The 13,468-nt window shown below is 62.3% G+C and carries 11 protein-coding genes; 6 read left to right on the top strand and 5 right to left on the bottom strand.

The features are described 5' to 3' along the window. The first annotated feature begins 9 nt into the window (after positions 1-9). Positions 10-1,380 carry a pyridoxal-phosphate dependent enzyme gene (locus tag ACXU4B_RS09340; RefSeq protein ID WP_131409851.1) on the top strand — a complete coding sequence of 457 codons (1,371 nt, stop codon included), beginning with the start codon at positions 10-12 and terminating at the stop codon, positions 1,378-1,380. Between the two features lie 137 nt (positions 1,381-1,517). After that, positions 1,518-3,347 carry a glutamine--fructose-6-phosphate transaminase (isomerizing) gene (gene glmS / locus ACXU4B_RS09335; RefSeq protein WP_131409849.1) on the top strand — a complete coding sequence of 610 codons (1,830 nt, stop codon included), beginning with the start codon at positions 1,518-1,520 and terminating at the stop codon, positions 3,345-3,347. Positions 3,348-3,663: 316 nt separating this feature from the next. On the opposite strand, the gene ACXU4B_RS09330 is transcribed toward glmS, so the two are convergent. The 5 genes from ACXU4B_RS09330 to rfbB are packed head-to-tail and all read right to left on the bottom strand — an operon-like array spanning position 3,664 to position 8,523. Then, a complete protein-coding gene (locus ACXU4B_RS09330) occupies positions 3,664-5,076 on the bottom strand; it encodes a mannose-1-phosphate guanylyltransferase/mannose-6-phosphate isomerase (RefSeq protein ID WP_131409847.1) in 1,413 nt (470 codons plus the stop codon). A gap of 6 nt (positions 5,077-5,082) precedes the next feature. Then, positions 5,083-6,018 carry a dTDP-4-dehydrorhamnose reductase gene (gene rfbD / locus ACXU4B_RS09325; protein WP_131409845.1) on the bottom strand — a complete coding sequence of 312 codons (936 nt, stop codon included), beginning with the start codon at positions 6,016-6,018 and terminating at the stop codon, positions 5,083-5,085. Continuing rightward, the gene (gene rfbC, locus ACXU4B_RS09320) at positions 6,015-6,572 is read right to left on the bottom strand and encodes a dTDP-4-dehydrorhamnose 3,5-epimerase (protein WP_131409843.1); all 558 of its coding nucleotides are present in this window, start codon (positions 6,570-6,572) and stop codon (positions 6,015-6,017) included. Before rfbC ends, rfbD begins: the two co-directional genes overlap by 4 nt. Next, positions 6,569-7,456, bottom strand: coding sequence for a glucose-1-phosphate thymidylyltransferase RfbA (gene rfbA, locus ACXU4B_RS09315; protein WP_131409841.1), 888 nt, complete (start codon positions 7,454-7,456; stop codon positions 6,569-6,571). The genes rfbC and rfbA overlap by 4 nt, the downstream gene beginning before the upstream one ends. Then, positions 7,453-8,523 (bottom strand): dTDP-glucose 4,6-dehydratase, encoded by a 1,071-nt coding sequence (gene rfbB / locus ACXU4B_RS09310; protein WP_131409839.1) that lies wholly within the window; start codon positions 8,521-8,523, stop codon positions 7,453-7,455. Before rfbB ends, rfbA begins: the two co-directional genes overlap by 4 nt. 253 nt (positions 8,524-8,776) lie before the next feature. On the opposite strand from rfbB, the gene ACXU4B_RS09305 reads away from it, so the two are divergent. The 4 genes from ACXU4B_RS09305 to ACXU4B_RS09290 are packed head-to-tail and all read left to right on the top strand — an operon-like array spanning position 8,777 to position 13,418. Next, positions 8,777-9,946, top strand: coding sequence for a trans-sulfuration enzyme family protein (locus ACXU4B_RS09305; RefSeq protein WP_131409837.1), 1,170 nt, complete (start codon positions 8,777-8,779; stop codon positions 9,944-9,946). 57 nt (positions 9,947-10,003) lie between these two features. Then, positions 10,004-11,395 carry a glycosyltransferase family 4 protein gene (locus tag ACXU4B_RS09300; protein WP_131409835.1) on the top strand — a complete coding sequence of 464 codons (1,392 nt, stop codon included), beginning with the start codon at positions 10,004-10,006 and terminating at the stop codon, positions 11,393-11,395. Next, a complete protein-coding gene (locus ACXU4B_RS09295) occupies positions 11,392-12,186 on the top strand; it encodes an ABC transporter permease (RefSeq protein ID WP_131409833.1) in 795 nt (264 codons plus the stop codon). The genes ACXU4B_RS09300 and ACXU4B_RS09295 overlap by 4 nt, the downstream gene beginning before the upstream one ends. Further along, the gene (locus tag ACXU4B_RS09290; RefSeq protein ID WP_131409831.1) at positions 12,183-13,418 is read left to right on the top strand and encodes an ABC transporter ATP-binding protein; all 1,236 of its coding nucleotides are present in this window, start codon (positions 12,183-12,185) and stop codon (positions 13,416-13,418) included. The genes ACXU4B_RS09295 and ACXU4B_RS09290 overlap by 4 nt, the downstream gene beginning before the upstream one ends. Positions 13,419-13,468 lie beyond the last annotated feature (50 nt).

Here is a 13,468-nt window from a genome sequence, read left to right as displayed (position 1 = left end):
GGAGCCCCCATGACGGTCCACCAGAGTGTCCTCGAACTGATCGGACGTACCCCGATGGTACGCGCGCAGCGCCTGGACGTCGGACCGTGCGAGCTGTTCCTGAAGCTGGAAAGCGCCAACCCCGGCGGCTCGGTGAAGGACCGCATCGGCCTGTCGATGATCGAAGGAGCAGAACGCGCCGGCAGGATTCGCCCCGGCGATACCCTGGTCGAGGGCACGGCCGGCAACACCGGCCTGGGCCTGGCCCTGGTCGCACAGCAGAAGGGTTACCACCTGATCCTGGTGGTGCCCGACAAGATGAGCCGCGAGAAGATTTTCAATCTCAAGGCAATGGGGGCCGAGGTGGTGCTCACCCGCTCGGACGTCGCCAAGGGCCATCCGGAGTACTACCAGGACATGGCCGAGCGCATCGCGCGCGAAACGCCGGGCGCGTACTTCATCAACCAGTTCGGCAACCCGGACAATCCGGCGGCGCATATCGCCACCACCGGCCCGGAGATCCTCGAGCAGCTGGACGGCAAGGTCGACGCCATCGTGGTCGGCTGCGGCTCGTCGGGCACGCTGAGCGGCCTGTCCAAGTTCTTCGCCGAGCATTCGCCCGAGACCGAGTTCGTGCTGGCCGACCCGGTCGGGTCGATCCTGGCGCAGTACATCAACGAGGGCACGCTTTCGGCCAAGTCCGGCAGCTGGATGGTCGAAGGCATCGGCGAGGATTTCCTGCCCTCCATCAGCGACTTCACCCGCGTGCGCAAGGCTTATGCGATTCCCGACAAGGAGAGCTTCCTGGTCGCGCGCGAGCTGTTGGCGAAGGAAGGCATCCTCGGCGGCTCGTCCACCGGCACCCTGCTGGCTGCCGCGCTGCGCTATTGCCGCGAGCAGACCACGCCCAAGCGCGTGGTGACCCTGGTGTGCGACACCGGCAACAAGTACCTGTCGAAGATGTACAACGACTACTGGATGCTCGACAACGGCTTCATCGAGCGCGAGCAGCACGGCGACCTGCGTGACCTGCTGCTGCGGCCGTTCGCCCAGCGCGACACGGTGGTGGTCGGGCCGAACGAACTGCTGATGACGGCGTACACGCGCATGAAGCTCTACGACGTGTCGCAGCTGCCCGTGATGGATGGCAGTCGCCTGGTCGGCATCCTGGACGAATCGGACGTGCTGATGCACGTGCATGCGGACGAGTCGAAGTTCCGCGACGTGGTGTCCACCGCGATGATCAGCAACCTGCAGATGCTCGACGTGCGCTCGCCGATTGAGTCGCTGTTGCCGGTGTTCGAGCGTGGGCATGTCGCGATCGTCACCGACGGCGAGCAGTTCCTCGGCCTGATCACGCGCATCGATCTGCTGAACTATCTACGCCGCAAGGTGCATTGAACCGCGCCGTGCCAGGCGCCCACGATGGGCCACCGGCCTGACAGCCGGTGGCCATGAAAGTTTGCTGAAATAGGAAACCGACAAAGTCGCGGGCCACGGCCACGCTGGTCGCACCTGTTTCGAAGGAGTAACACTCGATGTGTGGAATCGTTGCCGCGGCGGCCCAGCGTGATGTCGCACCGCTCCTGATCGCAGGACTCAAGGCGCTCGAATACCGGGGCTACGATTCCGCCGGCCTGGCCGTGCTGGACAGCGGCGATATCCGCCGGGTGCGCGCCAAGGGCAAGGTGCGCGAGATGGAAGCGCTTTACCTGGCCGAACCGTTCCCGGGCGGCACCGGCATCGCGCACACGCGCTGGGCCACGCACGGCGTGCCGAACGAGGCCAACGCGCATCCGCACATGGCCGGCAGCGTGGCGCTGGTGCACAACGGCATCGTCGAGAACTACGCCAGCCTTCGCGCCGACCTGCAGGCACGTGGCCACGCGTTCACCTCGGAAACGGATACCGAAGTGATGGCGGCGCTGATCAACGAGCACGTCGAGGCGGGCATGGGCCTGCGCGAAGCGGTGCTGGCCACCGTGCGCGAACTCGAGGGCGCCTATGCCATTGCCGTCGTCAGCAGCAAGGAGCCCGGCCGCGTCATCGGCGCGCGGCACGGCGCGCCGCTGCTGGTCGGCGTGGGCATCGGCGAGCACTTCCTCGGTTCCGACGCGCAGGCGCTGATCCAGGTCACCAACAAGATCATCTACCTCGAAGAAGACGATGTCGCCGACATCACGCGCGACAGCGTGGCGATCTTCGGGCTCGATGGCCAGCGCGTCGAACGCGCCATGCACGAGAGCGAACTGTCTGCCGACGCGGTCGAGCGTGGCGAATTCCGCCACTACATGCAGAAGGAAATCTTCGAGCAGCCGAACGCCGTGGCCGCCACGCTGGAAGCGCGCATCGGCCCGCATGGCGTGCTGCCCAATATCTTCGGCGTGGATGGCGACGACCTGCTGGCCAAGGCGCGTGGCCTGCACATCATCGCCTGCGGCACCAGCTACCACGCAGGGCTGGTGGCCAAGTACTGGATCGAAGAACACGCGCGCCTGCCGGTGAGCGTGGAAGTTGCCAGTGAGTACCGCTATCGCGAGGCCGTGGTGCCCGATGGCACCCTGTTCGTGGCCATTTCCCAGTCCGGCGAAACCGCCGATACGCTGGCGGCGATGCGCGAATCCCGCCGTCGCGGCTACCTCGGCACGCTCGCCATCTGCAACGTGCCGGAGTCTTCCGTGGTGCGCGAGGCCGACCTCAAGCTGATGACGCGCGCCGGTCCGGAAATCGGCGTGGCATCCACCAAGGCCTTCACCACCCAGCTGGCGGCACTCGGCCTGCTCACGCTGCACCTTGCGCAACAGCGCGGGCTGGACAAGTCGCGCTACGCCGACCTGTGCACGCAGTTGCAGCATCTTCCGCGTGCCATCGAAGATGCCCTCAAGCTCGAGCCGCAGGTGGTGGAACTGGCCGCGCATCTGATCCATCGGCAGCACGCCCTGTTCCTCGGCCGTGGCGCCCAGTATCCGGTGGCGATGGAAGGCGCGCTCAAGCTCAAGGAAATCTCCTATATCCACGCCGAGGCCTACGCTGCCGGCGAACTCAAGCACGGCCCGCTCGCGCTGGTCGACGAGGACATGCCGGTGATCGCCGTCGCGCCCAACGGTCCGCTGCTCGACAAGCTCAAGTCCAACCTGCAGGAAGTGCGCGCCCGCGGCGGCGAACTGCTGGTGTTCGCCGATGGTGAAGCCAGCCTCGAAGGCAACACGGCCCGCGGCGTCACCCTGCGCATCAACGGCGGCGGCGATTTCATCGCGCCTGCGGTGTTCACCGTCCCGCTGCAGCTGCTCGCCTACCACGTCGCCGTGCTGCGCGGCACCGACGTCGACCAGCCGCGCAACCTGGCCAAGTCGGTGACGGTGGAGTAAGCAGCGGATGAAGCGGGGCGCGCGTCCAAGGCGCCTCGCCGCTAGAGCACGGTAATCGCCACGATCCGGCCATTGGTGTGGTCGCGGTCGATGAATCTGGCCACGTACTCACCGGGGAAGCTCTGGGTGGGAACCTGGTTAGCGGTGGTGGCTTGCCTTTGTCATGGGTGAACGGCCCGACCCGGAAGGTCGTTGACGGCGGCCGGCCAGATAGCGCGCCCCTGTTGTCATGCACCCGCAAGCGGCGTGCGACGGGAGCAACAAAAAAAGCCGCGCACTTACGTGCGCGGCTTCCCGTGAACATCGGGTGCGGCGATCAGGAGCGCCCGTAGACGTCTTCCAGTCGCACGATATCGTCCTCGCCCAGGTAGCTACCGGACTGGACCTCGATGAGTTCCAGCGAGACTTTTCCGGGGTTGCGCAGTCGATGCACGCTGCCGAGCGGGATGTACGTGCTCTGGTTCTCTCCCAGCAGGAACACGCGATCATCGCAGGTGACTTCCGCGGTGCCGGAGACGACGATCCAGTGTTCGGCGCGGTGGTGATGCTTCTGCAGGCTGAGCGCTGCGCCAGGCTTGACGACGATGCGCTTGACCTGGAAGCGGTCACCCGATTCGATCGAATCGTAGCTGCCCCACGGGCGGCGCACGATGCGGTGCAGCGAGTGCTCGCTGCGGCCCGCGGCCTTCAGCTCGTCCACCACGCGCTTGACGTCCTGCGCCGAGTCGCGGTGTGCCACCAGCGTGGCGTCGGGCGTGGTGACGATGATGAGGTCGTCCACCCCGACCGTCGCGAGCAGGTGCCGGTCGTGCGAACGCAGCAGCGAGTTGGTGGTGTCGACCGCGATGGTATCGCCCTCGCGCAGGTTGCCCTGGGCATCGCGCACGCCAGCAAGCCAGAGTGCGGACCACGAGCCGATGTCGCTCCAGTCGCAGGTGACCGGAATGACGGCCGCGCGCTGGGTCTTTTCCATCACGGCGTAGTCGATCGAGTTGTCCGGCACCCGTGCGAAGGCTTCCGCATCGACGCGGACGAAGTCCAGGTCGGCCTTGGCCGACGCGTAGGCCTGGCGCACCGACTGCAGGATATCGGGGGCGTGCTGCCCGAGCTCCTCGAGGAAGCGCGAAGCCTTGAGCAGGAACATGCCGGAGTTCCAGTCGTAACCACCATCGGCCACATAGGCCTCGGCGGTGGCCAGCACCGGCTTTTCCACGAACTTGGCGACCTGATACGCACCCTCGCCGATGGATTCGGCGCGGCGAATGTATCCGAAGCCGGTTTCCGGTCGGTCGGGGCGGATGCCGAAGGTGACCAGCCAGCCTTCGCGGGCCACCGGCAGGGCCAGCTGCACCGCCTTGGTAAAGCTCGCGGAGTCGCCGATCAGATGGTCGGCCGGCAGGATCAGCAGGATGGCGTCAGCGTCCTGTTCGACAGCCAGCAGCGCACCCAGCGCGATGGCCGGTGCCGTGTTGCGGGCCACTGGCTCCAGGATGATCTTCGCATCGGCGATGCCTGACTCGAGCAGCTGTTCGGCGGCCAGGAAGCGATGGTCCTCGCTGGCCACCACGATCGGAGCACGTACGTCTTCGAGCAACTGCGTGCGGGCCACTGTCTGCTGGAACAGCGTTCCCTGGCCCGTCAGCGACAAGAATTGCTTGGGCAGATTCTTGCGTGACACCGGCCAGAGTCGGGTGCCGCTACCGCCGCTGAGGATAAGAGGTATCAACATAGTTCGTTAGGATCCATTGATTGCAAGTTGCCGCATGACCGGCTCGAGTCCGTCGCGCCAGAAGGGCAGTTTAAAGGCGAATTGTCGCTGAAAGGCACGGTTATCGAGCACGGAGTAGGCCGGTCGCCTGGCCGGCGTAGGGAATTGCGCCGTGCTGATGGCTTCGACCTCGGGCTGCCGGGCAATCAGTCCCAGGGCTTGCGCCACGCCAAAAATCGACCTGGCGAACTCGTGCCAGGTGGTCTCCCCGCTGGCGACCAGGTGGTAAGTGCCCTGCATGGCCGCCTGTTCACTGACAGAGCCCTGCCGCCATTGCTGCAGTGCAGCCAGGGTGGCTTCGACGATAAGGTTAGTGCTGGTCGGGGCGCCATGCTGGTCCGCGACGACGCGCAGGACGTCACGCTCCCTGGCCAGCCGCAGCATGGTGCGCAGGAAGTTCTGGCCATGGACCGAGTAGACCCACGAGGTGCGCAGGATGAAGTGCCGGGCTCCGCTGTCGCGCAGGGCCTGCTCGCCGGCCAGCTTGCTGCGCCCGTAGGCGCCCAGCGGGGCGGTGGCTGCGTCCTCGGCATAGGGGTGGGGACGGTCCCCGGCGAACACGTAGTCGGTGGAGTAGTGAACCACCAGCGCGTCGTGCCGTCGTGCCCAGTCGCCGACTACGCCCACGGCCTCGCCATTCACGCGAAGTGCCAGGGCGAGCTCACTCTCGGCACGATCCACCGCCGTATAGGCAGCAGTGTTGATGATGATCTGCGGTTGGGCCCGGTCCAGTGCGTGCCCAAGCCGAGCGGGCTCGGCCAGGTCGATGGCCGCGATGTCGGCGCCGTCGAACTGACGGCCGTCGCGGCTTGCCGCCACCAGCTGGCCCAGTCCGGCCAGTCCACCATGCTGGATGAAGCTGCGCCCCAGCTGACCGTTGGCGCCAAGCAGAAGGGTCTTCACACGACGTACTCGGGGAGCAGGTGCGCCGGGACGTCCGCCAGGCTGGGCGCCTTGATGTCCTTCTCGGAAAGCAGCGGCTCACTCACCGGCCAGTCGATCCCCAGCGCGGCATCGTCCCAGTGGACGGCACGGTCGGCCGAGGGGTCGTACAGCGCCGTGCACTGGTAAGTGAAGAGGGCGGTTTCGGATACCACGCAGAATCCGTGCGCAAAGCCTTCCGGCACCCAGAAATGCCGATGGTTGTCTGCGGTCAGCATCACCCCCGTCCATTGGCCGAACGTGGGCGAGCCGCGGCGAATGTCGACAGCCACGTCATACACCTCGCCCTGCAGCACGCTGACCAGCTTGCCTTGCGGGTTGGGCCACTGGTAGTGAAGTCCGCGAACCACGCCACGCGTCGAGCTGGAGACATTGGACTGGACGAAGCGCACGTCCAGCCCGATGTCCCGGAATTTTTCCTTGTGAAAGCTCTCGTAGAAATAGCCACGGGAGTCACCGAACACCCTGGGCTCGATGACCAGTGCGCCGGGCAGCGCTGTTTCGATCACTTTCATCGCGAAGCCCCCTGCTCGCACAGCTCGCTCAGATACTGCCCATAGCCCGTCTTGATCATCGGGGCGGCCAGGCGCTGCAGCTGCTCGCGGTCGATCCATCCGTTGATGAAGGCAATTTCCTCGGGGCAACACACCTTGAGGCCCTGGCGCTTCTCGATCGTCTCGATGTAGTTGCCCGCTTCCATCAGCGATTCGTGCGTGCCGGTGTCCAGCCACGCATAGCCGCGCCCGAGCTGTTCCAGGTGCAGCGTGCCGTCCTCAAGGTAACGACGGTTGAGGTCGGTGATTTCGAGCTCGCCGCGCATCGACGGCTGCAGTGCCGCGGCGTAGTCGCAGGCGTTGCCATCGTAGAAATACAGGCCGGTGACCGCGTAGTGGGACTTGGGCTTGGCCGGCTTTTCTTCCAGGCCGATCACGCGGCCCTGGTCGTCGAACTCGGCGACGCCATAGCGCTCCGGGTCCTTCACCCAGTAGCCGAAGACCGTGGCGCCCTGTTCGCGGGCCGATGCCCGGCGCATGCGATCCGTCAGGCCTTCGCCATAGAAGATGTTGTCGCCCAGGACCAGGCAACTGGCCTGGCCGGCAAGGAACTGGCGGCCGATGACGAAGGCCTGCGCCAGCCCGTCGGGCGAGGGCTGGACGGCGTACTGGATATTGATGCCCCACTGCGAGCCGTCGCCCAGCAAGCGCTGGAACAGCACCTGCTCATGCGGCGTATTGATCAGCAGGATGTCCCGCATGCCGCCCAGCATGAGCGTAGCCAGCGGGTAGTAGATCATCGGCTTGTCGTAGATCGGCAGCAACTGCTTGCTGACCGCCTGGGTGACGGGGTACAGGCGGGTGCCCGAGCCACCGGCGAGGATAATGCCTTTTCTCGTGCTCATGCGCCGATCCTTTCCAGGCGATAACTTCCGTCCAGCACGCGACGGGTCCAGGCCTGATGGTTGAGGTACCAGTCCACGGTTTCGGCAATGCCACTTTCGAACGTCCGTGATGGCAGCCAGCCAAGCTCGCGCTGGAGCTTGCCTGAGTCAACCGCATAGCGACGGTCATGCCCCGGGCGATCCTTCACATAGGTAATCAGCGACTCGCGACTTGCGCCATTGGTCAGGGGAATCCGTTGGTCCAGCAGCGCGCAGATGGTCTTCACCACGACGATGTTTTCACGCTCGGCGTTGCCGCCGACGTTGTATGTCTCACCCACGCGGCCCGACTCGAGCGCGCGCGCAATGGCAGCGCAGTGGTCACCCACAAATAGCCAGTCACGAACATTCAAGCCATCGCCGTAGACCGGGAGTGGTGAACCCCGCAACGCCTTCTGGATAATGAGAGGAATCAGCTTTTCAGGGAACTGATAAGGCCCGTAATTATTCGAGCAGTTGGTGGTAACTGTCGGCAGCCCGTAAGTGTGATGGAAAGCACGAACCAGGTGGTCGGAGGCTGCCTTCGATGCGGAATAAGGTGAATTGGGCGAATACGGGGTTGTTTCCGTGAATTTGCCTTCCGCGCCCAGAGAGCCGTAAACCTCATCCGTCGATACGTGCAGAAAGCGGAATTTCAGTCGCGCCTCACCATCGAGGTCGCTCCAATGATCGCGGGCGCACTCGAGCAAACCCAACGTGCCGACGACGTTGGTGTCGATGAACGCCGCGGGCCCGTCGATAGACCGGTCAACATGAGATTCGGCCGCGAAATTCACGATCGCGTCAGGCCGGTGGCTGGCCAGGAGTTGTGCGACAAGCTTGCGATCGCCGATATCGCCTTTGACAAACAGGTGCCGGTCATTGCCCGTCAACGAGGACAGGGTGTCCAGGTTCCCGGCGTAAGTCAGCTTGTCCAGGTTAATGACGCGCAGGCCATCGCTGATGGCCTGCAGAACAAAGTTTGCGCCGATGAAGCCGGCTCCTCCGGTGACCAGGACGGTTTTTGCGGGGTCTCGAAAAAGGGTCATTTTTATCCTGTCCGGATTCCTGCTTCCGGCATCCTGAACTGTGCGCAGGCCATGGGGGCCCATCGCAGGCATTCACCAATGATGCCCGTTCTTGATCGCCCGACCAAGCCAATCCAGTCATCGTAGACAGGCCCCGTTTGTGGCGATCGTTTAGGAACCGTTTTAGGTCCCCGTATCGGGCGGGGAGGGGCAAAGGGTAAGATGTTGTCCCTTAATTTGGCTAAGAGGCCCCTGTCGGGGGTATGCGAACCATATGAAGACCGGTGAGAAGGGACAAAAGCTCGGCCTAGGTACCTTGGCCATTCATGCCGGGCAGAGCCCCGATCCGACCACCGGGGCGATCATGACGCCCATCTATGCCACCTCCACCTATGTGCAGGAGAGCCCGGGAAAGCATAAGGGCTTCGAGTATTCCCGGACGCAAAATCCTACGCGCATGGCCTATGAGCGGTGCGTAGCCGGCCTCGAGGGGGGTAAAGCAGGTTTTGCCTTCGGCTCCGGTCTGGCTGCAGCTGCGACCGTGCTGGATCTGCTGGATAGCGGTAGCCACGTCATCGCCATGGATGACCTCTACGGCGGTACCTATCGGCTTTTTGAGCGCGTTCGGCGTCGCTCCGCTGGGTTGGATTTCAGTTTTGTCGACTTGAACGATAGCGGGGCTCTGAAGGCCGCGCTCAAGCCCAATACCCGGATGATCTGGGTTGAAACTCCGACCAATCCCATGCTGAAGCTGGTGGACCTCGCACAAATTGGCAAGTTCGCCCGCAAGCATGGGCTTATCTTCGTCGTCGACAATACGTTTTGCTCGCCCATGCTCCAGCGCCCCATCGAATATGGGGCGGATCTCGTTCTTCATTCAGCCACAAAATACCTCAATGGTCATTCCGACATGGTTGGGGGAATCGTCGTGGCGCGGGATGAGCAATTTGCAGAGCAGATGGGTTTTCTACAAAACTCGGTCGGTGCCGTTGCTGGGCCTTTCGACAGCTTCCTCGCGCTGCGTGGCCTGAAAACACTTCATCTACGCATGAAGGCACACTGTCAGAGTGCCTTGAGCCTCGCAAATTGGCTGGAAAAGCATCCGTCGATTGACAGAGTCATCTATCCAGGCCTGAGATCACACCCGCAGCACGCGCTGGCCAAACGTCAGATGGACGGCTTTGGCGGCATTATCTCGGTGGAGGTAAAGGGCGGCCTGCGCGCAGCGCGAAAAATGCTCGAGCGTTGTGAGCTCTTCGCACTGGCCGAATCGCTGGGTGGCGTTGAAAGCCTTATTGAGCATCCTGCGATCATGACTCACGCTTCGATCCCGGCGGCAAACCGCAAGCGCCTTGGTATCAGTGACAGTCTGATACGTCTTTCCGTAGGGGTCGAGGACATTGAGGACCTCCGAGGCGAATTGAACGCAGCACTACGTGGTTAAGGATTGCCGCGCGGACCGTCGAACATCGTGGTCCTCGTTTGCAAGAGGACGTTGCACATGAATCCCATCGGATTGCATCGCACAAACAGTTTTGCTCTGCTCAATCTCCTAACCTGGGTGCGAAGACAGGCATGGCTTTCCCGCGCGCTCTCCATCGTACCCTCAGCGTGGAGACGGCGCGTTTCAGCGGGCCTGAAGACCTCTGCATACAAGGGCACCGCGTTCTTGCGTTCCGATCGTTGGGTGATCCAACAGGCCAGTGGCGCGGAGGTTCATCGTTTCGCGCCTGCGCGGGTGAGCAAGGCATGGCATGGTGGTGTAACGGTCCACGCTTTCGCCAAAGGACAGTTTGGCCTGGGTGAGAATGCTCGTTTGCATACGCGCGCACTGATGTCCGTCGGTTACCCCGTGGCGCTTCGGGATATCGCTCTGGGGGTACCGCACAGTCAGAACGACGACAGCCTCGATGCCTATATCGGATCGTCCGCGCCATATCCCGTCGACTTGGTTTTTGCCAATCCGGACCACTTTAGCGAGATCATGCAGGGCATTCGCCGGTCGATCGGTGGCGATCGATATGTCATCGGCTGCTGGTTTTGGGAGCTGGAGAAGTTCCCAGAAGCTTGGCTGCAAGCCCTGGACGATGTTGACGAGGTCATGGTTGCCTCCGATTTCGTCGAGCAGGCCGTGCGGTCCGCTACGCATAAGCCCGTATTCAAAGTGCCGGTGCCATTGGGTGACGTCAACGATAGCGGCCTGGAGCGCGCCGATTTCGGGCTGGATCCAGATGCGACTATTTTCCTCTGCACGTTCGACTTTCATTCATCACTTGCACGAAAGAACCCGCTGGGTACCGTCGAAGCCTTTCAGCGCGCATTTCCTGATCGCTGCGAAAAGGTGTGCCTGCTGCTTAAGTCGAGCAACGGCCATAGTTACCCCGAGAGGTTTCGGGAGCTCATGGCGTCTATCAAGGGTGACTCGCGAATCATCGTTCGCGACGACATTATCGATCGTCAACATCTGCACGCCTTGCAGCGTTGCTGCGACGCCTACGTCTCGCTACATCGCTCCGAGGGCTTCGGTCTCGGCCTTGCCGAAAGCATGCGGTTGGGCAAGCCTGTCATCGGAACCCGATACTCGGGCAATCTGGAGTTCATGACCGATGACAACAGTTATCTCGTGAACTTCCGGATGGCACCGGTGCCGCCGGGCGCGTATATCCACCCAGAGAACCAGTATTGGGCCGAACCTGATCTGGATCACGCGGCCGCATTGATGCGCAGCGTGGTGGCGGCGCCAGCCGAGGCAAAGGCGAAGGGGTCCAAGGCCGCCGAAGACGTCCGTCGCCAGCTCTCCGTGGAGGCGTGTGTGACCGCGATGACCGCCCGCCTAGACAACATCTATCGGCGCCGGCCTGGGGCGCCATTCACGACGTCAGGGAATTCATGAAGGACATCTTGTTAGCGGTATGGCGCTATCGCCACTTCGTGACTTCGTCGGTCGTCAATGAAATGCGCGCGCGCTTTGCCCGAAGCAAGCTGGGCGCGACATGGGTAATCCTGCAGCCCCTGACCCAGGCAGTCATTTACGCCGTCGTATTCTCTCAAGTGCTGGGTGCAAGGATGCCTGGGGTGAGCGATCGCTATGCCTACGGCGTGTACTTGCTGGCCGGTATTCTTGGCTGGTCGCTCTTCAGTGAAATACTGAGTCGCTCCATCAACGTGTTCGTGGATAATGCGCAACTTTTGCGAAAGATCGTATTCCCGCGAATGTGCCTGCCAGTGATCGTCGCAGGTACTGCGCTGGTGAACGCAGGTCTGCTATTCATCGCAATCTTCGCGGTACTGCTTGTGCTCGGGCACCTCCCGGGACCACAAGTGCTATGGCTTCCCTTCCTGGCGATACTCGTGGTTGCGCTGGGGCTTGGCCTGGGGATATTCCTTGGTGTCTTGAATGTTTTCGTTCGCGATGTGGCGCAGACGATGGTGGTCGTATTGCAGATCTGGTTCTGGATGACACCCGTCGTCTACTTCTCTGCCGTGCTGCCGGCGGGCTTCAGGAAGGTCTTGGAGTTCAATCCGATGTTCCCGGTCATAGTCGGCTTTCAGAATGTAGTGGTGTTCAACAAACCGCCACCGTTTGCAGATTTGGCGTGGGTCGCCGCCCTGGCTGTGGCGCTTCTCGGCGTTTCCTTGTTCGTATTTCGACGAGCCTCCAATCAAATGGTGGACGTGCTATGACGGATGTCATTCTGCGTGTCGCCAACGTTGGCAAGTCCTATCGCGAGTACTCCAGCGAATGGTGGCGTTTCGCTGGCTGGTTTGGTCTTGCCAGTAGCCGCTTCAAGGAGCATTGGGTGCTTCGCCATGTGGATTTCAGCATCCACCGTGGTGAAGCCATCGGTATCGTGGGCCAGAACGGTGCGGGCAAGAGCACGCTGCTCAAGATGATCACCGGCACACTGCATCCGACTGAGGGTGGAGTGTCCGTTGGTGGGCGCATCGCCGCGATTTTGGAACTGGGCATGGGATTCGACCCCAATCTCACTGGCCGCCAGAACGTTTGGCACAGCGGTGGTCTCATGGGTTTGACAAGGGCCGACATCGAGTCCGTGATGCCGGACATCGAGGCGTTCGCTGAGATCGGCGCATATTTCGATGAACCGCTTCGCACCTATTCAAGTGGCATGCAGATGCGCGTGGCCTTCAGTCTGGCCACAGCGGTTCGTCCGGACATTCTCATCGTCGACGAAGCACTTTCCGTGGGCGATGCGTACTTCGTCCACAAATGCTTCGCGAGGATCAAGGGATTTCGTGAGCAGGGCACGACCCTGCTCATTGTTTCGCATGATCGATCGGCCGTATTGAGTCTATGCGATCGGGCCGTGCTGCTGGATCGTGGCCGTATGCTGCTCGACAGTCAGCCCCAGGAGGTCATCGATTACTACAACGCCATCATTGCAGAGCGCGAATCGAAAACCATTCGCCAAGAGCGCCGCGACGATGGCGGTGTGGCGACGGTGTCCGGCACTGGCGAGGCTACCATTGCTGACGTCCAGTTGTTGGATGCAAATGGTGCTGTCACCGAGTTGGTTGGAGTTGGAGACAGCGTAACCTTGTCGGTTAGGGTGCACGCAAATGCGGATATCCCGAGCCTTGTTATCGGTTACGTCATCAAGGATAGGCTTGGTCAATCGGTCTTCGGTACCAACACCCACCACACGGGGCATGGGCTGACGAACGTACGAAAAGGACGCAATTACAGCTTCGAAGTTCGGTTTCCGATGAACATAGGTGTCGGCACGTACTCTGTATCCATAGCGCTATCGAGCACTGAAACGCACCTGGTCAACAACTACGAATGGAAGGACCTTGCCCTCGTCTTTACCGTGGCGAATGTATCGCGACCGATGTTTGTGGGTGTGGCCTGGAATCCACCAGAAGAATTGTCAATACGGGAATTGCCGGGCTGACACCGTTCGTACCGCTACCAGCAAAGGGCGGGGCGGGGGAAGCCTGTGAC

Source organism: Dyella soli, assembly GCF_054482295.1.
This window is presented reverse-complemented; position numbering and strand designations above follow the sequence as displayed.

Excerpts from the sequence above, each read along its gene's own strand:
- rfbC (WP_131409843.1), bottom strand. The coding sequence starts at position 6,572 with ATGAAAGTGATCGAAACAGCGCTGCCCGGCGCACTGGTCATCGAGCCC.
- rfbA (WP_131409841.1), bottom strand. The coding sequence starts at position 7,456 with ATGAGCACGAGAAAAGGCATTATCCTCGCCGGTGGCTCGGGCACCCGC.
- ACXU4B_RS09290 (WP_131409831.1), top strand. The coding sequence starts at position 12,183 with ATGACGGATGTCATTCTGCGTGTCGCCAACGTTGGCAAGTCCTATCGC.
- ACXU4B_RS09305 (WP_131409837.1), top strand. The coding sequence starts at position 8,777 with ATGAAGACCGGTGAGAAGGGACAAAAGCTCGGCCTAGGTACCTTGGCC.
- rfbB (WP_131409839.1), bottom strand. The coding sequence starts at position 8,523 with ATGACCCTTTTTCGAGACCCCGCAAAAACCGTCCTGGTCACCGGAGGA.
- ACXU4B_RS09300 (WP_131409835.1), top strand. The coding sequence starts at position 10,004 with ATGAATCCCATCGGATTGCATCGCACAAACAGTTTTGCTCTGCTCAAT.
- ACXU4B_RS09330 (WP_131409847.1), bottom strand. The coding sequence starts at position 5,076 with ATGTTGATACCTCTTATCCTCAGCGGCGGTAGCGGCACCCGACTCTGG.
- ACXU4B_RS09295 (WP_131409833.1), top strand. The coding sequence starts at position 11,392 with ATGAAGGACATCTTGTTAGCGGTATGGCGCTATCGCCACTTCGTGACT.
- glmS (WP_131409849.1), top strand. The coding sequence starts at position 1,518 with ATGTGTGGAATCGTTGCCGCGGCGGCCCAGCGTGATGTCGCACCGCTC.
- ACXU4B_RS09340 (WP_131409851.1), top strand. The coding sequence starts at position 10 with ATGACGGTCCACCAGAGTGTCCTCGAACTGATCGGACGTACCCCGATG.